21 protein-coding genes are annotated in these 19351 nt (G+C 53.1%); 12 read left to right on the top strand and 9 right to left on the bottom strand.

Annotated features, from left to right (window positions below):
• Positions 1-2: 2 nt before the first annotated feature.
• Genes A3K92_RS08230 through A3K92_RS08240 form a run of 3 tightly spaced genes read right to left on the bottom strand, consistent with a single transcriptional unit; the run spans position 3 to position 3126 of the window.
• Positions 3-839: a carbohydrate ABC transporter permease gene (locus tag A3K92_RS08230; protein WP_088885796.1), complete on the bottom strand. Its 837-nt coding sequence runs from the start codon at positions 837-839 to the stop codon at positions 3-5.
• Positions 840-849: 10 nt separating this feature from the next.
• Positions 850-1737, bottom strand: a complete 888-nt coding sequence (locus A3K92_RS08235) for a carbohydrate ABC transporter permease (protein WP_088885797.1) — start codon at positions 1735-1737, stop codon at positions 850-852.
• 36 nt (positions 1738-1773) lie between these two features.
• On the bottom strand, positions 1774-3126 hold the full coding sequence (locus tag A3K92_RS08240) for an ABC transporter substrate-binding protein (RefSeq protein WP_088885798.1): 1353 nt from the start codon (positions 3124-3126) through the stop codon (positions 1774-1776).
• Between the two features lie 380 nt (positions 3127-3506).
• Here A3K92_RS08240 and A3K92_RS08245 point away from each other — a divergent pair, with 380 nt between their 5' ends.
• Positions 3507-4343, top strand: coding sequence for an NAD(P)-dependent oxidoreductase (locus A3K92_RS08245; RefSeq protein ID WP_088885799.1), 837 nt, complete (start codon positions 3507-3509; stop codon positions 4341-4343).
• A 240-nt stretch (positions 4344-4583) separates the two neighbouring features.
• Here the strand turns inward: A3K92_RS08245 and A3K92_RS08250 are convergent, their stop codons facing one another.
• The 3 genes from A3K92_RS08250 to A3K92_RS08260 all read right to left on the bottom strand — a co-directional run bounded on the left by A3K92_RS08250 (position 4584) and on the right by A3K92_RS08260 (position 7019).
• Positions 4584-4937 carry a DUF302 domain-containing protein gene (locus A3K92_RS08250; protein WP_088885800.1) on the bottom strand — a complete coding sequence of 118 codons (354 nt, stop codon included), beginning with the start codon at positions 4935-4937 and terminating at the stop codon, positions 4584-4586.
• 12 nt (positions 4938-4949) lie between these two features.
• Positions 4950-6254: a cytochrome c biogenesis protein CcdA gene (locus A3K92_RS08255; protein ID WP_335755189.1), complete on the bottom strand. Its 1305-nt coding sequence runs from the start codon at positions 6252-6254 to the stop codon at positions 4950-4952.
• A 225-nt stretch (positions 6255-6479) separates the two neighbouring features.
• Entirely contained in the window at positions 6480-7019 is a 540-nt protein-coding gene (locus A3K92_RS08260; RefSeq protein WP_088885802.1) for a nitroreductase family protein, read from the bottom strand.
• A 223-nt stretch (positions 7020-7242) separates the two neighbouring features.
• Here A3K92_RS08260 and A3K92_RS08265 point away from each other — a divergent pair, with 223 nt between their 5' ends.
• Positions 7243-8217: an SLC13 family permease gene (locus tag A3K92_RS08265; RefSeq protein ID WP_088885803.1), complete on the top strand. Its 975-nt coding sequence runs from the start codon at positions 7243-7245 to the stop codon at positions 8215-8217.
• A gap of 82 nt (positions 8218-8299) precedes the next feature.
• Here A3K92_RS08265 and A3K92_RS08270 read toward each other — a convergent pair whose 3' ends face one another.
• From A3K92_RS08270 to A3K92_RS08280, 3 genes are all read right to left on the bottom strand, one after another.
• A complete protein-coding gene (locus A3K92_RS08270) occupies positions 8300-9208 on the bottom strand; it encodes an SDR family oxidoreductase (RefSeq protein WP_088885804.1) in 909 nt (302 codons plus the stop codon).
• Positions 9209-9305: 97 nt separating this feature from the next.
• Positions 9306-9872, bottom strand: coding sequence for an NADPH-dependent FMN reductase (locus A3K92_RS08275; protein WP_088885805.1), 567 nt, complete (start codon positions 9870-9872; stop codon positions 9306-9308).
• A 298-nt stretch (positions 9873-10170) separates the two neighbouring features.
• The gene (locus tag A3K92_RS08280) at positions 10171-10782 is read right to left on the bottom strand and encodes a hypothetical protein (protein WP_088885806.1); all 612 of its coding nucleotides are present in this window, start codon (positions 10780-10782) and stop codon (positions 10171-10173) included.
• Positions 10783-11086: 304 nt separating this feature from the next.
• On the opposite strand from A3K92_RS08280, the gene A3K92_RS08285 reads away from it, so the two are divergent.
• The 10 genes from A3K92_RS08285 to A3K92_RS08330 all read left to right on the top strand — a co-directional run bounded on the left by A3K92_RS08285 (position 11087) and on the right by A3K92_RS08330 (position 19344).
• Positions 11087-11608 carry a ferritin gene (locus A3K92_RS08285; protein ID WP_088885807.1) on the top strand — a complete coding sequence of 174 codons (522 nt, stop codon included), beginning with the start codon at positions 11087-11089 and terminating at the stop codon, positions 11606-11608.
• A 37-nt stretch (positions 11609-11645) separates the two neighbouring features.
• A complete protein-coding gene (locus A3K92_RS08290) occupies positions 11646-13253 on the top strand; it encodes a polyprenyl synthetase family protein (RefSeq protein WP_198361938.1) in 1608 nt (535 codons plus the stop codon).
• 114 nt (positions 13254-13367) lie between these two features.
• The gene (locus A3K92_RS08295; protein WP_088885809.1) at positions 13368-14837 is read left to right on the top strand and encodes a hydrogenase 4 subunit D; all 1470 of its coding nucleotides are present in this window, start codon (positions 13368-13370) and stop codon (positions 14835-14837) included.
• Positions 14837-16714, top strand: coding sequence for a complex I subunit 5 family protein (locus A3K92_RS08300; protein WP_088885810.1), 1878 nt, complete (start codon positions 14837-14839; stop codon positions 16712-16714). The genes A3K92_RS08295 and A3K92_RS08300 overlap by 1 nt, the downstream gene beginning before the upstream one ends.
• Positions 16711-16995, top strand: coding sequence for a monovalent cation/H+ antiporter complex subunit F (locus A3K92_RS08305; RefSeq protein ID WP_088885811.1), 285 nt, complete (start codon positions 16711-16713; stop codon positions 16993-16995). Before A3K92_RS08300 ends, A3K92_RS08305 begins: the two co-directional genes overlap by 4 nt.
• A complete protein-coding gene (gene mnhG, locus A3K92_RS08310) occupies positions 16992-17447 on the top strand; it encodes a monovalent cation/H(+) antiporter subunit G (protein ID WP_088885812.1) in 456 nt (151 codons plus the stop codon). The genes A3K92_RS08305 and mnhG overlap by 4 nt, the downstream gene beginning before the upstream one ends.
• Entirely contained in the window at positions 17444-17701 is a 258-nt protein-coding gene (locus A3K92_RS08315; RefSeq protein ID WP_014121710.1) for a hydrogenase subunit MbhD domain-containing protein, read from the top strand. Before mnhG ends, A3K92_RS08315 begins: the two co-directional genes overlap by 4 nt.
• Positions 17698-18465: a Na(+)/H(+) antiporter subunit B gene (locus tag A3K92_RS08320; protein ID WP_088885813.1), complete on the top strand. Its 768-nt coding sequence runs from the start codon at positions 17698-17700 to the stop codon at positions 18463-18465. The genes A3K92_RS08315 and A3K92_RS08320 overlap by 4 nt, the downstream gene beginning before the upstream one ends.
• Positions 18458-18844 (top strand): sodium:proton antiporter, encoded by a 387-nt coding sequence (locus A3K92_RS08325; protein WP_088885814.1) that lies wholly within the window; start codon positions 18458-18460, stop codon positions 18842-18844. Before A3K92_RS08320 ends, A3K92_RS08325 begins: the two co-directional genes overlap by 8 nt.
• Entirely contained in the window at positions 18841-19344 is a 504-nt protein-coding gene (locus A3K92_RS08330; RefSeq protein ID WP_088885815.1) for a Na+/H+ antiporter subunit E, read from the top strand. The genes A3K92_RS08325 and A3K92_RS08330 overlap by 4 nt, the downstream gene beginning before the upstream one ends.
• Positions 19345-19351 lie beyond the last annotated feature (7 nt).

Genomic DNA, 19351 nt, shown 5'->3' on the forward strand with positions numbered 1-19351 from the left:
GATCACCCCTTAACTCCTGTTGTGGCAATACCTTTGATGTAGTACCTCTGGCCTAGGAGGAACAGTATCACCGACGGCAGGGAAACGAGTATAGTTGCCGCCGTGAGAAGATGGTACTGGGCGATAAACTGCTCCTGGAATATGGTCAGGCCGAGCTGGACGTTCCTCATCTCCGGAGACTTGACGAGTATCAGCCACTTGAAGAGGGAGTTCCACTCCGCTATGAAGGTGAACATGAAGAGCGTCAGTACCGCTGGAGTCGCCAGGGGGAGCATGATCTGCCACAGTATCCTGAACCTCGATGCTCCGTCAACTATTGCCGCTTCTTCTATATCCTTAGGGATCGTGAGGAAGAACTGTCTGAAAAGGAAGACTCCAAAGCCGTTGAAGAACCACGGGATCGCGAGGCCCTTGTAAGAGTCTATCCACCCGAACTTCGCGAGCATGACGTAAAGTGGGACGATGATTATCTGCTCGGAGATCAGCATTGAAGCTATTGCGACGTTGAATATGAGGTCCCTCCCCCGGAACTCCATCCTGGCGAGGGCGTAGCCGGCCATCGCGGAGGTGACTATCTGGCCGAGGGTAACCGTTATCGCCACAATAAAGCTGTTTAGGAATTTTCTCGGGAACTCCGCCTGTTCCCATGCTATCCTGTAGTTTTCCCACCTCCAGACCTCGGGGAGGAAAGTTCCGTGTGCTATTTCCACAGGGGTCTTCAGAGACGTGAAAAACGTCCAGAGAATTGGAACCAGGATTATCCCGACGAAGACCCAGAGGACTGCATGGGTTAGCAGGCTCTTTATCGAGATTTTTGTACGTGTCCTAGTCCCATCCATCTTTCTCACCTCAGTATATCGCCTCATCACCGAAGACCTTTCTCTGAAGGTACTGGACTGCTATTACAAAGAACAGCAAAATGACAGCCACCGTGGCGCCCTCCGAGAACCTAAACCTCTCAAAGCTCAGGACGTAGATGTAGTACGCCAGTGTCGTTGTTGACATCAGAGGCCCCCCGCCGGTCATCGTATAGATCTGGTCGAAGTCCCTGAAGGAGAATATCGTGAGCATAACCAGAACCAGCACGTGGGTTGGCTTGAGGAGCGGGAGGGTTATATGGAGGAACTTCCGGAAGGACGTTGCTCCGTCAACCTCAGCAGCCTCGTAGTACTCCTCGGGTATTGTCTGCAGGCCAGCGAGATAGATAACCATGAAATAACCAACCCTGGCCCAAACCGTGGCTATTATAACCGCGAGCATGGCGTAAGATGTGCTTTTGAGCCAATCGAGTGGGGAAAAGCCGAGGGCTTCAAGGACGCGGTTTACCAGTCCGTAGTCCGAGTTAAACATCCAAACCCAGATTATTCCAGTCGCTACGAAGGAAATCGCTGTTGGGGAGAAAATGGATGTTCTGTAAAAGCTTTTGAGCCTTATTTTGGTGTTTAATAGGACTGCTGCTATAAGAGAGAGAACCATTGTCGTAGGAACCACGCCGAGGATATATATGATAGTGTTTTTCAAGACTTGCCTGAACTCCTCGCGCTGGAGGATCATCTTGTAGTTGTCGAGGAAAACGAACTCTTTTGCACCAAGTCCCCTCCAGTCAAAGAAGCTTATGTAGAAGAGGTTCAGTACGGGGTATATGATGAACGTGATGAGAATTACAAGTGCAGGGGCCAAGAAGCCGTAGGCCTCCAGTGTATATTTCATTTTTCTCCGAGAGGGCAGTGAAACCATTCCTTACACCTCCCTAAACTAAAAAAGAGAAAGAGGTCAGGACTTAAACAGGGGTTCAACTTTCGCTTGAGCTTCCTTGAGGGCAGTGGCAGGATCCTTCTTCTGAAGCAAGGCTGCCTCAATGGCCTCTCCTATGGCTGCGGACATATCTGGATACTGAGGAACTGGAGGCCTGGCCTTACCGTACTGCAGGTTCTCCACGTATATCTTTATGAAGGGGTTCTCTTCCAAGAACTTCTTGTACTCCGGGTCTTCAAGGGCGCTCTTACATACCGGGAGGTAGCCCGTCTTAAGCGCCCACGTAACCTGGAACTCGGGGCTCATGACGAACTTGGCGAACTCCCATGCAGCCTGCTCCCTCTCGGGCGTTGTCTTGAATATGAAGAGGTTCTCACCGCCAATGTTGGTGGCTATCCTCTTGTCGTAGGGCATCAGCATAACTCCGGTCTTGTCGAGCCATCCTTGTTCCTTCAGAACGGGATAGTTCCAGGGCCCGTTTATGGTCATGGCAACCCTGCCGGCGAAGAAGTCGTCGAGCTTGTAGCCCGCGTTGGGCTCGCTGAGCTTCGCAACCTTGTCCTTGTAGACGAGGTCAACCCAGTACTGGAGGGCCTTTACGCCGGCGTCACTAGCGAAGGTTGGCTTGCTCTGATCCTCGGAGAGAAGCTCGCCACCGGCCGACCAGAGGAAGACCTCCCATGTCCAGACCGTCCACTCGAGCCTTCCGAAGGGAACCATGAACCCGTACTGGTCGATTTCACCGTCTCCGTCTTTGTCCTTCGTGAGCTTCTTGGCCAGCTCCCTGAACTCGTCCCAGCTCAGGGCCTTACCCATGTAGGCCTCGGGGTCGAGCCCGGCCTCTCTGAAGAGTTCCTTGTTGTAGTAGATGGCTAAGTTGTTGGTGTCAAAGGGGGCAGTGTATATCTTGCCCTTGTATGTTCCAAGCTCCCAGAGCCCCTCGTAGATGTCCTCCTTGTTGAAGGACGGGTCGTTCTTTATGAAGTCCTCAACCGGGGCGAGAACTCCGGCCTCAGCAAAGAATCCAGTCTGAGCCGGGTTGAGCCAGACGAGATCCGGTGGAGTGCCAGCCTGAGCGGCGGCCATGATCTTAGGAACCGCCTTGTCCTGAGCGCCATAGTTGACGAGTTTTATCTTGATGTTAGGATGTTCAGCCTCGAACTTCCTGACGAGTTCCTCAAGAACCTTCTGGTTTTCTGGGGCTTCTATCCCATGCCAGAACTCAAGTTCAACTACTTTTCCGGTTGCAGTGCTGTCAGATTGGCCTGTGGTACCAGTGGAGGTCTTTTCTCCGGATATGCATCCGCTCGCTGCGACTCCCAAAATCAAAACACTAACGAACAAAATCCCGAAGAGTGCTTTTTTCTGCATTGGTCACCACCATATTGTACTCCTAGTACAATACAGTAGGTTCAAGGTATATAAATTTTTTCAGTACAAAAGAGCACCTTTGAGCACCAGGGATAACAAGAGTTTAACCAGAAAACTCATAACGGCAGTTCTTCAAAGATGAAAACTGTAGGAGAGTTTTCACATGCACTCTCACAGGTCAGTGCCCCTGAAGTTGTGTGCTATCCTGGTCCTCCGCTCGCAGGAGAAATGTAGAAAACAAAAAAGTTCATTAAACGGCTCACAGAATTGTTGGCAATATTTAGTTCGAAAAAATATTAAGAACGTCGATAGGGGAAACGTTAATAGTGATTTTCTGCTATCAGACCTTGAACCTATCCAAAATTTTGGAGGTGGGAGCAGTGATAGGATGGATAGGCCTTGGCCACATAGGCAGAGCGATGGCGGAGAGGCTGTCGGAGGAGTATGAGCTTATAGTGTGGAATAGAACTCTGGAAAAGGCAAAGGGATTCAGGAACGTCGCCAAAAGTCCAGAAGAAGTAGTCGAAAAAGCCGACATCGTGTTCCTTTCCCTCTACGACAGCAATGCAGTTGAAGAGGTTTCGAAGAGAATTCTAAGCAAGGACATCGAGGGGAAGATCATCGTTGATACTACCACAAACCACCACAGGAAAGTCCTTAGGTTCCACGAGCTCTACAAAAATGCAGGGGCACACTACCTTGAGAGCCCGGTAATTGGAAGCGTCATACCGGCAAGAAACGGCCAGTTGACTATTCTCGTAAGTGGGGAAAAAGAGGCCTATAAAAAGGTCCTGCCGTATCTGGAGAAACTCGGGAAGAAGATATTCTACTTTGAGGAGCCAGGAAAAGCTACAAAACTCAAACTCATCAACAACTTCGTCCTCGGGGCATTTATGACGGCCCTCGCGGAGGCAATAGCTCTTGGCGAAAAGGCGGGTATACCAAGGGAGGAACTCGTGGAAGTCCTCGAAAACGGTGCTGGAAACTCAGTAGTCCTGAAGGCAAAAAAGGAGAAGATGCTCAGCGAAGATTATTCAACGCACTTCTCGATTAAAAACCTTGTAAAAGACCTTTCCTATGCCTATGATCTGGCCTTAGATTCAAACAAAACTGTCCCTCTGAATGCAGTTGTTAGGGAGCTTTACAGGGTTGGCTTTGAAAAAGGTCTTGAAGAGCTCGACTTCTCAGCTATTTACAAGATACTTCGGGAGTTTTGATTATAAAATGATAGGCAAGTCTCCTTTTTATGTTAACTTTTTTGTGAGGGCTTTTGATGCACCTTCCCATCATGGGTGTAGCCTTCAGAAGGTCCCGCTCCCAAGGCCGCAGATGTTTGCGAAGGGGCAATAAAGCACGAGGACACGTACATCATAAAAGGGAATGGTCTTGAGAGGGTGACCTGAGCTTTTCCCTCCTCTGCATTTTCAAGCCGGGCAGTAATAAAAAGAAACGGATCATCAAAGCTCCTCAATAACAGCCCTCACGTCTTCAAGCGGCTCCTTGATGACCTCTACAACGTCCTCAGCCGTGTTTATAGCTATGTAGACTTCCCCGCCCTTCTCGTAGAGGAGAACCGGGCACGGGGCAAAGGAGCCGATCTCGTACTCCACCTTGGTCATCTCGTAGAACTTCTTCGGGTTGCAGACATAGAGGATTCTATATGGTTCCATCTCAACGCCGAGCTTGGCCTTCACAACGTCGCTCGGCGTGAACTCAAGCACGACCTTGTAGCCCTTCTCCTCAACCTTCGCCTTAAACTTCTCTTCGGCCTCCTTGAGCCCCATGTCGAGTTTCCTCCTGTACCTGAACATTTTACCACCCCCTTAAAGCTGTGAGAGTGATTCAAAGAGCTTGCTCCAGAGTTTGAGTGTGGTCACCTCGGTGAGCATCAGCATGCCGAGAGCAATCAGGGTGAGCCCGAGGGCCAGTTCCCACTTGGAGCTTTTTCCGCCGAGCGAGACCCCACGGGAGAGCAGTTTCCTGTTTATCCACTCACCCAGGTCTTTGGACATGGTGATGAGGTAAACTGTAAGGCCCATCCCGAGACCGTAGGTGCCCATGACGACCACACCCTTGAGAGTCTCCCCGGTTAGGGCCGCCGTAATGACAGCGAAGCCGACGTAAGGCGCTATACAGCCGAGCCACGTCGCCCCCAACGCGGAACCGAGGGCGAAGTCGTAGGCGATGCCCTTCTTTGAGACTATTCCCTCAGCTGGAGAGAAGCTTAGGAGCCTCTCGAGCCTTGCCCTCAGGTCAGCACTTACAAAGCTCGCTCCAATGAGTATGAAGCCAACTCCGCCGATGAGGTAGAGCGCCCCCTGTATTTGGGAAGCGTAGCTCCCCAGACTGCCAACCAGCGCACCGAGGAGGGCGAAGGAAGCAACCATGCCTACTATTATTACTTCCACCCTTCTCCTAGCGAAGGTGAGCGAGAGCGCCCCCGCTATAACCGGCAGCACGCAGGGAGAGAAGACGCTAAGCACCCCGGCGGAGAAGATGGGGAGAAGAACCGTGAGGCTCAGCCTTGTGCCCGAAGATTCCTCCGTCACTACTTCTTTTGCGGTTTCCGTCTGAGTACTGTTGGTGGTTGAGTTCTGGAGCTCGTCTCCAATTGCCGTTTTTATAAAGAACTCCAAACCATCTGGAGTCAGGGCGCCAACGGCAACTCCCTTGAGAACCTTCTCGCCGTTCTCGACCTTGAAGAGAACCATCGTTGGCGTCCCCGGGACGCCGACGTTTATCTTCTCCCCTGGATTCTTCGGCGTGTAATAGCCTGAGTTCTCGGGCTGGATTACGAAGACCTTCTCCTTTACGACGTATCGAAGATTAGTGAGCTCTCTTCCTTTGTAGACGTCAATAGCCACCAGGTTGATGCCGCTCAGAACTTCCCTGGCCTTCTGCGTTGGAAAAACGCTCTCCTTCATATAGCGACAGGCAGGACAGCTCTGGGAGTGGTAGAAGAGGAAGAAGTATTCCCCCTCGTGGGCGGATATGAGAGCGTTAAGTTCCTCCTCGCTCGAAACGTCGTGGAACCCAAGCCCCCCGTAGGAGACCTCGCCGGCAGCGACGAACCCCGCGAAAATGAGCGATAGCACGAATATTAAGAGCGCTCTCCTCACCCCGTTCACCCGGAATAGCTCAATAACGCCGTTAAAAAGACTTTTCTTGAAGGATTTTTCATTAAAATGTCATTGGAACGTAGCTTTTTTTCCAAATAATCCGCAATTATTTTTCCCACGTATTCGACTCCGGTGTACTTTTCAAGGGAAACTGTGAACTTAAGCGTGTAAAAAGGTTTTAGAAAGGCTTGATGCGAAGGGGAAATGTTCTGAAGCCGTGGAATAAGCACGGGGTTAGGCCTTAAACGGCATTCCGAACTCGTTTTTACTAACCTTTTCCCATTCGAAGACATCTTCCCCGTGGGGAGGCTTCTTCTCCGCGGGATAGCCAACCCCAATGATGCAGAGGACGCGGTAGTTTTCTGGGATGTTCAAGAGCTCCCTGACGTACTCCTCGGCCGTTTTCTCTTCACTGTGCATCCTGTTCCTTATCTGCACCCAGAAGGAGCTCAGGCCAAGGTCAAAGGCAGCTAACTGTATGTGCTCTGCCGCTATGCTTGCATCTTCAATCCATACGTCGCTCCTGCTCTCGTCCGCGGTTACAACGATCGCCAGCGGCGCTGTGGCCAGACCTGAAGCCCCAAGCTTGGCCTTAGACAGGGCCTTCAACTTCTCCTTGTTGTCAACCACGATGAAGTGCCAGGGCCTCCTGTTGAAGGAGCTCGGTGAGAGGAAGGCCGACTCTAAGAGCTTCTCCACAAACTCCTCTGGAACGGGCCTGTCCTGGAAGCGCCTCACGCTCCTCCTTCTGCGAAGAACTTCGAAGAACTCCATAGCACCACCGTGAAGGATTCTCCAAGGGCTTTAATACCCTTACGCCGCTTCCCATAAGTTCTGGCTACCCGCAGTATCCCATCTCACTGAAAAGCTTTATAATCCGCGTCTGTGTCTCGGAGGCGAGGGGAGATAGTGGCTAAGGGCCTGGCGGAATTCATAAAGCGGGAACGTAGTCCTACTTCTCAGGGACGGCTCGCTCCTCAAAAGGACGCCTGCTCTTATAGACTGGGGCGGGCTTTCACTGATAACCTCGCTTATACTCGTCTCCCGAGGACTCGAACTGTCGGGGGCCTTCGGGAAGCTTTCGCTCCAAATCATTGCCCTCTCCCGCGGTTCGGAAAGGAGGCTCGCCATGATTCTCCTCCCGACCATAGCGCTGTCTTCGGCAATCATAATGAACGACACCGCCATGCTCATTTTCATCCCCTTTATTGTAGCTCTCTCGCGCCTCATTGAGAAAGACATGACGGCTTTGGTCGTCTTTTCGGCCATAGCGGCGAACGTCGGCTCCGCCCTGACCCCGATAGGAAACCCCCAGAACATAATAATCTGGAGACATTACGGCGTTCCCTTCCCAGACTTCGTAGCCTATATACTCCCCTTCGTCCTGCTCTGGTTGATCCTTCTCCGCCTCTTTGCCTTTGTGACCTTCAGGGGTTCCCTCCCCGAAAGAAAGCTCCACCAGGTGAAGGTCCGTGAAGGCCTGCTCTGGAGTTCGCTCTTTCTGCTGATAGCTAACATCGTGCTCGCCCGGGAAGGAAAGGCCCTCTGGACGTTGCCCCTCACCGTGGTGATTCTCTCCCTGGTCGGGGGGGACGTTTTACTCAGCTTCGACTGGGCCCTGGTGTTGACCTTCGCGTTAATCTTCGTGGACTTCGGCGAACTCTCAAGGATTATGGCCTCGCTGGGTTTCCATCCACCTTCGTCCAGGATTGGGCTGTTCATCTCTTCAGCACTCCTCAGCCAGGCGGTGAGCAACGTGCCCGCCACTGTCCTGCTCCTTTCCGCAGAGAACTGGGGCCCGCTCGCCGTGGGAGTTAACGCCGGCGGAACGGGCTTCATGGTGGGCTCGCTGGCAAACCTGATAGCGATAAGGATAGCGCGGATGAGCATAGAGGATTTCCACCGCTATTCGGTGCCGTACTTCCTTCTGATCCTTCTCCTGTCCGCTTTACTCCTCTGGATTCTCCCTTAGGCGGATCGCCCCGTAAGGCAGAGCAGGTGAAAATGAAAGAAGAGAGGTTGCCGGGTTTTAGCTATGGAGCTTTCGAGTGCTATCAGTCCCAGCCTTCAAGGATCTCCTTCAATACCTCACGCACCCCGTCCCTGTCCTTCCTTGCCCTCTCTATGAGCGTCCTTATCATTGAAGCCAGCTCTGTATCCTGGAGGAGCATCTTAATGGAGTCCGCTATCACGTTTTCGTCAATGTATATCATCTTCTTCGTCATTCCGCCGTCTATGACCACGTTGACACCCGTCATCCAGCCGGCTTCGTCGGAAGCCAGAAAAGCAACGAGCGCGGCAACATCCTCCGGCCGCCCGACCCTTCCGGCCGGATGCTGTCCGTGGTCAAGGGGGCTTAACTCAGGTCTTCTTGGGGGTATCTGCCACTCACTCGTGTCTATCCAGCCGGGAGAAACTGCCAGAACCCTTATCCTGTAAGGTGCGAGGCTCATCGCGAGGGCGTGCGTCAGTGCGAGCAATCCCCCCTTGGAAGCCGAATATGGCTCCGTGTTCGGCTCGGACTGGAGTGCCCTCGTAGAGGCTATGTTTATTATCACACCTCCTCTCTCCTTCATGTATCTGACGGCATGTTTGGCACATAGATATGGCCCGGTGAGGTTGACGTCTATTACTCTCCTCCACTCATCGAGCGTCTGGAGCTCCAGAGGTTTTTCGTATCCTATGCCGGCATTGTTCACAAGGACGTCGATTGAGCCAAAAGTTTCATAAACCTTGTCAATGGCTTTGGAAACTTCTTCCTCAACGGAGACATCCGCCTTGAAGAACTTGACCGATAAACCCATTGAAGTGAGCTGCTTCTCCCTTATCCTGCCGGCCTCTTCGTCAACGTCCAGGATGGCCGTTTTACAGCCCTCAGATGCGAGGCGGTGGGCTATCGCCGCGCCTATACCCCTTGCACCCCCGGTTACGATGCAGGTTTTGCCCTCAAATCTACCGGACATTTTAACACCTCCCAAAGCTCTTCCTGCTGTTTAAGGCATTTCCAAGCCCATACTCCTAAAGTATACTTCTCCTTTTAAGAAGGTTTACGCCGTAGGCTTAGAGGTGCTCCTCCTTCTCTCTAAGCTTTTCCCTTACCTCATCCCTTATCGGCCCGAGGGCCCTTGCGTACTTCTCAAGGGTCCTGAAAAGCCGTTCAACTCTCTCTTCGTACTTCTCGTCTCTAAGCTCCTCGCCCTCAAAGATATCATCAACGTTGTAGAAGAGCACCTGGCCAACGGGGAGCATGCGGTAGTTGAGCATCGCGGTTCTAAGCTCCATCAGGAGCCTCGTCCCTCCGGTAACGACTGAAACCGTGACTATCCCAACGGGTAAAGCCTCGTACTCGTCGTAAATCGTGTCGAGGAGTATCTTAAGCTCGCCGGGATAGCTCCCGTTGTACTCAGGTGCAACTATAACCAGGGCATCAGCCTCAAGGATTTTGGCCCTGTAACGCTCCATCTCCGGAGTTACCTTCCAGCGGTGGGTGTAGCAGAGGAGGTAGTCCTTTACATCCATCAGCTCCGCTTCCCAGCCAAGCTCGCTCGCCTTTCTGGCGAGATATCTCGCTACCTTCTCGCTCTTCCGCCCTTCCCTTGCCGTCCCGAGAATTATCTTAACCTTCATACCATCACCGGAGAGGGCTCGTTCAGGGGGTTATTTAAATTTGCTTCCCACATCGGAAAGCACCGAATTTCGAAAGTTCATCCCTCGGCCAGAAGCAGGCCCTGCTCGTTGTAAGCCCTAATTTTCTCAAATCCCGCGTTTTTGAGGACTGAGATAACATCCCTCAGAATCCGATTTTGGAGGTTTATGGCCAGCATCTCGTAGAGAGGTCAATTTACCATTTGAAGATTGCGATTCTCCGCGGTAAAAGACTTTACAGATGAGCCTTCACTCAATAAGACAGAAAAGAAAAAGGAGTTCAGGCGAAGGTAACGCTCCTGTCCTTGAGGGAGCGGTTGAGCAGGTCGGCGTGCTCCAGCGTAACCTGGTACTCCGCTATCTTCTCGAGCTTGATCTCCTTGCCGTCGAGGATTATCTTGTTGACGTAGACCTTGCCCTCGTCGAAGCCGACGGTGTAGACGAAGAGGTCCTTCTTGCTCAGGTACTCCCTGATCTTCTCGTCCTCCAAAGCTTTGGCAAGGCCTCCAGCCGCGAATATCCTGACGTGGACGACGAACGCTCCAGGAACGTCCTTCTCGGCGAACTGCCTGAGTGTCTCGACGAATATCTCCTTGGTCTCCTCGATTGGGGTCTCACCGCCGAACTGGAGAACCGTAACCTGCGGGGCGAACTCCTTCACGCGCTCCGCTACCTCAGCCTCCTTGCCCTTCTCGGCGAGGAAGTGGTAGGTAACGCCTCCGCTGAGGGTTATGAAGGTCGCCTCGGTAGCCGTCGCTATGCTGGAGCAGATTATGTTCCTGCTGGCAACAACCGCGACCTTGTTGAGTCCGAGGTCGGCAAGGGCCTTTCCGACGAGCCTTCCGGTCAAAGCCCTCAGGTAGATCTCCTCCTCAAAGGTTGTCTTCGCCATTTCACATCACCTCCATACCCACTTTTGTGGGTTTGTTCTCGATATTGTCCAATGAAATTCGGAAATATAACTTTTTCGGTTTCCCTAATGAACTTTTATCAGCCGAAATAAATTTTGCTTTTGACAAGATGACAAAAACATGCCTTAATTTGACCACTTTTTTGACATTTTGATTGTACAAAAATGTAAACTTGCCAGAATTTCAATCACTCGCGGTGGTGATGGGCAAAGATTTTAGTCTAGAGTTAAGTTTGATAGATAAACTTATAAGGTTCGAAAACAAGAGTAACCTGAGGTGATGTTAATGCTCAGCGAAAGAATGTTAAAGGCCCTGAACGAACAGCTCAATAAGGAGCTCTTCTCGGCGTACTTCTACCTTGGCATAGCAGCCTACTTCAGGGACAAAAGCCTCGACGGCTTCGCCAGCTGGATGGAGGCTCAAGCAGAGGAGGAACTTGGCCACGCGCTCAGGATATACGACTACATCTTCGACCGCGGCGGGAAGGTCGAGCTCGAGAGGATAGAGAAGCCAAAGCAGGAGTTTGAGAGCCCGCTCAAGGCCTTTGAGGCGGTTTACCTTCACGAGGTCGGCGTTACCCAATCGATCTTCAAGCTTGTTGACCTGGCCAAGGAGGAGAACGACCACGCGACCTACAACTTCCTCCAGTGGTTCGTGGAGGAGCAGGTCGAGGAGGAGGCCAGCACCAAAGCTATCCTCGACAAGCTCAAGATAATCGGCGACCATCCAAACGGTCTCTTCATGCTCGACAGGGAGCTCGGAGCCAGGAGCTCTCAGCTCAGGGCTTTAATAAACCCCAAGGCCTGATTTCCTTTTTCTCATTTTGATGTTCGGAGGTTCCTCAATGCGGGTTTTTCTCCTCGGTGGAAGCGGCTTTATAGGTGGTTACGTTCTCAGGGAGCTTCTCCAGAGGGAGCACGAGGTCGTTGTCCCAACGAGGAGGGACTTAAAGCACGATAAGGTCAGGACGATTAAGATTTCCGGAAGGCCGGAGGAGTACGCCCGGCTCGTGGAGAAACTAAGCCCTGACGTCATCATAAACCTCATTGGAGTCCTCAAAGGCGATTATTTCGTCCACTACGAAATCCCCCGAGCTCTCTCCGATGCCATCAAAGGAACGGGCATCAGATTGATTCAGATGAGCGCCCTCGGTGCCGATGAGAACTCTTCCATAGAGTACTTCAGGAGCAAGGCCCTCGGCGAGCGGGAAGTTAGAAAGCTCGAGGACTACGCGATAGTCAAGCCCTCTCTCGTCCTCGGGCCTGGACAGAGGCTTTTCAAAGAGGCTCTCCGCTGGAGGGTTTTTCCAAATCTTAAGACACCCGTCCAGCCCGTTGACGTTCGAGATTTAGCAAAGCTCCTCGCGGACCTCGCTGAAGGTAATGGAAAGAGCGAGGTCAACGTCTGCGGGCCGGAAGTGGTTCCGCTCGGCCAGCTCGTGAAGCTTGTTGTGGATAAAGCTGGAAAGCGGATTTTCCTCATTTCCCTGCCCGAGTCCCTCTTAAGGGTCATGGGAAAGCTCGATAACTCCCTTTTAATGGCCTTAACTCCCAGCGTCTGCCCGGAAGAGGGAAGCGTTGAACTCGCGAAGAAGATAAGGGAGTACATGATACGGAGTGGAGGGAAGAGGATAAGGCCGAGGATAACTTTGGCGGTTTCAAAGGGCCTCGGCCTCGACGAGGAAGACGCCCTCGACCTCGCGTCTGCCGTTGAACTCATCCACACTGCCAGCCTTATCCACGATGACGTCATAGACCTGGCTGAAAAGCGGAGGAACAGTCCAACGGTGCCCATGCAGTGGGGGCCGGAGTTGGCCGTTCTCAGCGGCGACTTCCTCTTCGTGAGGGCACTCAGGATAATCGCCTCGAAGAGGGTTGAGATGGTTGACTACGTCGCCAAAGTCGTTGAGGACATGGTGAAGGCTGAAATCCTGCAGGAGGCTGTGAGGGGGAGCGTCCACCTCGACATCGAAACCTACTACAAGATAATCGACGGAAAAACCGGTAAGCTCTTCGGGGCGTCCTTTGCGCTGCCCGCTTACTACATCGGGAAACCTTTCTGGAGGGAGCTTGACAGGGCTGGAACCCTCGTCGGCAGAGCCTTCCAGATAGTTGACGACGTTCTCGACTACTTCCCGGGAACCGGCAAGGATCGCTTCAAGGGCTTACTCAACGGGAAGACGACTCTCCCTCTCATACTCTACTCCGAGCGCTACGGCTCCGCAATCGTCCAGAGAACCCTGCTCCAGCCTACGGAGGAGAATCTCCTCGACCTCTTTGAGAGGATGAGCAACGCCGGCGTCTTCAGGGAGGCCATGGAAACGGCGAGGGGCTTCCTGCGGGAGGCGTACGAGTCCATTAGGGCACTCCCCTTTGACTCCTCCGGTGTCATCTCGCTAGTCGATGAATACTTCGAGGGGGTCTTTGCGAAGTTCGAAAAAATTAGCGGTTAGCCTATCGGATTTCACGTATTTGTGCATCCGTTAAAAGGACTTTCGAAAATCGCCGAAAAACTTTAAAAGGTTAATTAGACCAACCTAATGGGTTTAGGTTCAGGGGGGCGGGAGATGATAGGGCTTCTCACTACGCTAACTTTCACGGTTCCACTGATTGGAGGCTTGCTCCTGTTCAGGCTCGACGAGAGAAAGGCAGATGCGGTTATGTTAGGCTCGTTTCTAATCGCTATGCTCCTGCAGTTTAGCGTTTTAGTTGAGTACCTGCTCCACCACAACCACGAGACCGTTCACATCGCCTACATAACCACAGAGAGGCTCGGCGAGGCCTACGGCATTATAGTCGACCCGATGAGCGTTTTAATCGGCACTGTCGTCGCCCTAGCCGGCTTCATCTTCATGTTCTATGGCATGGAGTACATGAGCGGGAGAAACGTAGGACATCCGGTTGGAAAGGGGCGCGGTCTCTTCTACGCCTGGATGACGCTCTTTGAGGGGGCAACACTCGGCTTCATTTACTCCTCCACATTCCTCGGCCTGCTCATCTTCTTCGAGCTGATGGGCCTGGCCTGTTGGGGTGTGGTGAGTTACTACAACACTCCTGCAGGGAGGAGGGCAGGCTTCAAGGCCTTCATAATCCCGAACGTCGGGGCGATGATAGGCTTCTACACGGCCATAGGGATTGGAATAACCCAGCTCCACGATTTAAGCCTCTTCTCGCTCTCCCACGTTTCCGATTCGGTAAAACCCTGGCTGTTTCTGGCTCTGCTCATAGCCGGCTACACAAAGAGCGCCCAGTTTCCGACCTACTCGTGGATTCCCGACGCGATGGAGGCCCCAACTCCAGCGAGTGCATTCCTCCACGGCGCGGCGATGGTCGAGATGGGCGTTTATCTTGTTGCAAGAGTGCTACAGTTCATCGGGACTCTGCCAACGTGGATCTTCTACTTCATGGCCGTGATGGTCTCGCTCACTCTGCTCATCCCGATACTCAACTACCCTGTCCAGAACGACGCCAAGAGGCTTTTGGCTTATTCAACGGTCGCTGAAGCTGGAATAATGTTCGTCGGCCTGACCTTTGCCTCCCTTGGCCTCGAAGTGGGCCTCAAAGCGGCCATGTTCCAGCTCACCACCCACGCCTTCGTCAAGGGATTGGCTTTCCTCACCGCAGGAACCTTCACCTACTCCCTCGGGACCCTCGACATGAGGAAGATCAGCGGTCTAAAGGAGGTTCTCCCGATCAACGCCCTCGCCTGGAGTGTTGCCCTTCTCGGTCTTGCGGGCCTTCCGCCGATGGCCATAGCCTTCAGCAAGGCGGAGCTTTTAACGGGCTTGGATGCCCTCAAGACAACTCCCGTTGCGTGGCTCCCAATCCTCATGGTCTTAGCTGATTCGGCAGTGTTCCTCTGGGTCGGCGTCAAGTGGATAACCCGGAACGTCTTTGGAAAGAAGAGTGTCGAGATGGCCAGTACGCACCCAATAATAACGGCCTCGCTGATAATGCTTATCATTCTCGTCTTCATCGTTCCCTACCTGGCCTATCCTCTCGTCCATGAAATAGGCTTCTTCGGGGGTGGGCACTGATGGAGCCACTCACGATGCTCAACCTTGCCCTCCTCCTTCTCTTCACGGGCGCGCTCGTTGCCCTCTTCAAGGGTGGCAGGATAGCTTACCTCTTCACGCTCTCCGCATCTATCCCCATCTTCCTTGTCTCAATAGCCGGCATTGACGGCTTTAAGGGTGAAATACTTCCCTTCCTGCCGACTGGCGTTGACGTTGACCCCCTCTCCGCTCTCTTCCTGATGGTTCTGGCCTTTCTCACCTTCTCCATATCGCTCTACCTCCTCGATTATAGAGTCAGGGGAGACGAGCGCTACCTCGGCCTCTCCGTCAACATGGCGCTGCTCTCTGCCCTGCTCTTCATCACCACAGACGACCTCGAGAGGCTCACCCTCGCCTACGAACTCTTCGCCGTCTTCACCTTTGTCCTGATTCTCACGTCAGAGACGAAAGGCTCGAGGAAGGCGGCGTGGAGGTACATCGTCTTAACCCAGCTCTTCGGCATAATCCCCCTTCTCACAGCGACCTCCCTGGCTCACGCCGCCGGTGCTTTAACCTTTGAAGAGCTTAGAGCAAACCTCGCGAACCTCCCGGTTGGCCTCTGGGTCATGTATGCCCTCTACCTCTCGGCCTTCCTCGTTAGGGCTGGCGTTTTTCCCTTCCACACATGGGTTGCTAGAACCTACCGCTCGGTCCCTAGTCCCCTCATCCCAGTCTTCATCGTCGGTGAGGGCTTCGGCTTCTATGGCATTCTCAGGATGACGGAGTTCGTCCTTCCGACCTCGAAAACTGTGGGATACGTTATAGCCTCTCTCGGTGCAGTTTCAGCCTTTGCAACGCTCTACTCCTTCCGAGAGATAAGACTCAAGAGGAAGTTCGCCCACCACAGCATAATGGACGTTGGAATCGCTTTCTTTGCCTTGGGTGCTTCTATGGTCCTCGGCGGAACCGCGGAAACGATAGTCCTCATCGGAGCACTCCTCCACATTCTCTACCAAGCCCTTTACAAGAGCGCGGTTTTCTTCGGGCTTGGTGCGATAGAGCACTACGGCGAGGAACCCAACATCTGCTCGATTAGAAAGCTCCTCAAGGGGCACGTGATTTCCCTCCTCATCTCGCTCTCGGTCTTCTCAATGGCGGGCGTTCCCCCCTTAGCCGCCTTCGTCTCCAAGTGGCCGATATTTGAAGGCATAGCAACCTCAAAGGACATTCTCCTCTGGCTCATGATGCTGACTGTGGCCTTCCTCAGCCTATTCCCTATGGCCTCGATACTCCAGATACGGCGCCTCAACAGGGAGCTGTGCAAGAGAGAGGTCGAGAGAGAGGAGATACCGCTCATGATAAGAACGGTCACGGGAATAGTCGCGATAGCTGGCTTCACCGTTGCCGTTTTCCCGCTCCTCATCCACCCATGGCTGGCCTCGGCCATAGAGGAGATAGGCGGTCCGATTCCCGAGACCCCAACTGGAGTCTTCTTTGCTTCCCCGTCTTTCCTGGTGGCGATAACCCTTCTCGTTGCTGCCCCGCTGGCTGGCTGGAGGGTCGGCAGGGTTCCAACGGACAGGGTTAGCGAGCTCCTCCTTATCTTCTATAACATGGGGGACATACTGAAGGAGGCCTTCGGCTTTTTCCTTGACGAGTTCAGGAAAGCTTACATTCGCTACGTTCTCCCAATCATAAAAGTTGTTCCAAGGTACGAACTTCCGCTGGTGAAGGACGTTGACGACGCCTTCGACTATCCCGTGAGGCACCTCGACGAGGCCATGTTCATGCCGCTGATAAGGGCCGTAGAGCGGCTCGCTCGCTGGGGTAAAAGCAGAAACCTCGACATGAACGCGCTCATAGGCGGTTTTGCGGTGGCGATGGCCGTGTTAATAGTCCTGCTGGGGGTGTTTGCATGAACTTTGAGAGTGCCTTCCTAAACGTCCTGTACTTTTCAGCCGTCATCTACGCCTTAGCTTTCATCCTATACGGAATAAGGGCAATCAAGGGGCCGACGACGGCGGACATTATCTTGGCCGTGGACTGCCTCTCCTTTGACATGGCGGCGTTCATGGTGGTTCTCGGCATCTACTTCAAGTCGATAATGCTCGCGAGCGGTGCGATAATCCTAGCCCTCTGGGCCTTCATGCTCGACGTCTACTACACCAAATACGTCCTCTACGGGGAGGTGGAGGTATGATCGAAGAAATCATCTTCATCCTCGGCTCAATCGCGATACTTCTCGGGGCAATATATGACCTCATAGCCGCGATAGGTCTCCTCCGCTTTCCGGATTTCTATATGAGGAGCCACGCCGCTACCGTTGGAACCATCGGGGGTGCCGCTTTACCCGTCTTTGGTGCTGGACTGGTTGCACTCGTCTATCACCCGCTCGGGGAGCAGAGGTTCTTCATGGCGGGAATAGCGTTCACAGTTGGTGCCCTCATACTCCTAATAGCCCCGACCGGCTCACATTCTCTTGTCTCCGCTGTGTACTTCGGAAAGGTCGGCAAAAAGCCCAAGTTAGTGGTTGACCAGCTGGAGGAAGACCTTCCGAAGAGGAGCGACGTTGCTGAACTCGTGAGAGAGCACGAGGAGGTTCCCGGGGAAGAGGAGGAGCCCAAGTTCTCATTCAGGAGGGTTGAGAGATGATAGAGCTTCACCTTCTTATACTGGCAATAGTCGTTTCCTTCGGTTTCGTGTTCAGCTACTTAGCTATGAAGGAGCACGACTTGCTGAAGGCATTAGCTTTAAGCTCTGTCCAGTCCACTTTCTTCGCCCTCGGCTTCTACATCTTAGCTGCTCCGGACATAGTCTTAGCATACCTCGCCATAGCGGTTGGAGCCTACACCGCCCTCGTCATCCTCGCGATAAGCAAGACCGAAAGGTACGAGGTGGGAGAATGAAGCGAGACGTAATAGTTGCTCTTTCATTCCTCATAGCCTTCCTCTTCATAGCCTACGCCGTAACGGCCAGAAACGTCCTCGGCATCGGCGGAGCCGAACTCAGACCCCTCGGCGAGTTCTATTTAAGCCACTCCTTCGCCCACGAAGGCCTGACCAGCCACAGTCCAGAGGTAGTTACTGCCATAGTCTGGAACTACCGCGGCTTCGATACGCTCTTCGAGACCTTCGTGTTCTTCCTGGCCATAATGGGCGCCCTGAGCGTTCTCCGCCTCGATGGAGAGCAACTTAAGCAGGCGAGGGAGCTTGAGGCAGCGATGCCTCACAGGATGATGGACCTTATTGTTAGGGCAACGACCAAGCTGGTCGTGATAATGATCGTCGCGATTTCAGCCTCGATAGCCCTCCACGGCCACCTAACCCCCGGCGGCGGCTTCCAGGGCGGTTCTGCTATGGCGGTAGCAGCTCTGCTCCTCTTCGCGGCCTTCAGCAAGTTCACGCTGGAAAGAAAGGGACTTACACTTAAGCACACTATCTCGGCCTACGCGCTTGGTTTAGCCATTATCCTTGCGACCGTCTTAGCTCCTGTCTTCCTCTACGGTGGCAAAATCCTTGAGATAAACCTCCTGCCGGGAGAGACTGGACTCTTTAACCTCGACGTTGGCGAGTACACCGCTGTCACCTTCGGCTTCCTCACGGTGTTCCTCGTCCTCGGAATCCCGGAGTGGGTCTTCAAAGCTGTTTTAAGGAGGGAGCTGAATGATTAGCCTCCTGCTGGCCTACATCACAATAACGCTGTTCGCCATGATACTATTAGGGATCTACGGCGTCGCTACCCGCTCCAACCTGATCAAGAAAATCATCATGCTCAACGTCATGGGAGATGCGATAAACATGCTGTTCATCCTCATAGGCTACCGCCTCGTCTTCCCGGTCTTCCCGCCCATCTACGAGAGCCACATAACCTTCGAGGAATTTCTGAGCAGGGCAGTTGACCCGGTGCCCCAGGCACTGGTTCTCACCGCGGTCGTCATAGGCATGGCCATGAACATACTCCTAACAACTTATGCGATACAGTTCTACCGCCTCCACGGAACCGTTGATGCGAGGGACATGGCCGAGGTGGTTGGGGGTGAGGATTTATGAACCCGCTCAGGAGGTTCTCTCCGGCGACATTCGTCATAGTCCTCGCGGTTTACCTGTTCTACACTGGCTCAGTGAGCGAGTACGATCTCGTAACGGGATCGATAGTGGCTTTAATCGTTTCCTTCCTCGTCGGCCACTGGCTTGTGAAGAACGAGCTTAAGTTCTTCTCTCCAAGGAGATGGTTCTACGCGATAATCTACGGTCTCCGCTACTTCCTAATCGAAGAGACCAAGACCCACATTGACGTCGCCAAGAGGGTCTTCACACTCAAGGCCAACCCCGGCATAGTGAGAATCCCGCTTGAGGTGGAGAACGACTACGGAAAGGTGCTCGTTGCCAACTCGATAACAAACACCCCGGGAACCATTGTAGTTGACATAAGCGACGACGGAAAGTGGCTCTACGTCCACTGGATAGACGTTTCCACGCTCGACGAGAAGGAAGTGAAGGAGAACGTTGTTTCCTACTTCGAGGACTACGCGAAGAAAATATTCGACTGAGGTGAGA

The sequence above is a fragment of the Thermococcus gorgonarius genome (assembly GCF_002214385.1).
Classification (GTDB): domain Archaea; phylum Methanobacteriota_B; class Thermococci; order Thermococcales; family Thermococcaceae; genus Thermococcus; species Thermococcus gorgonarius.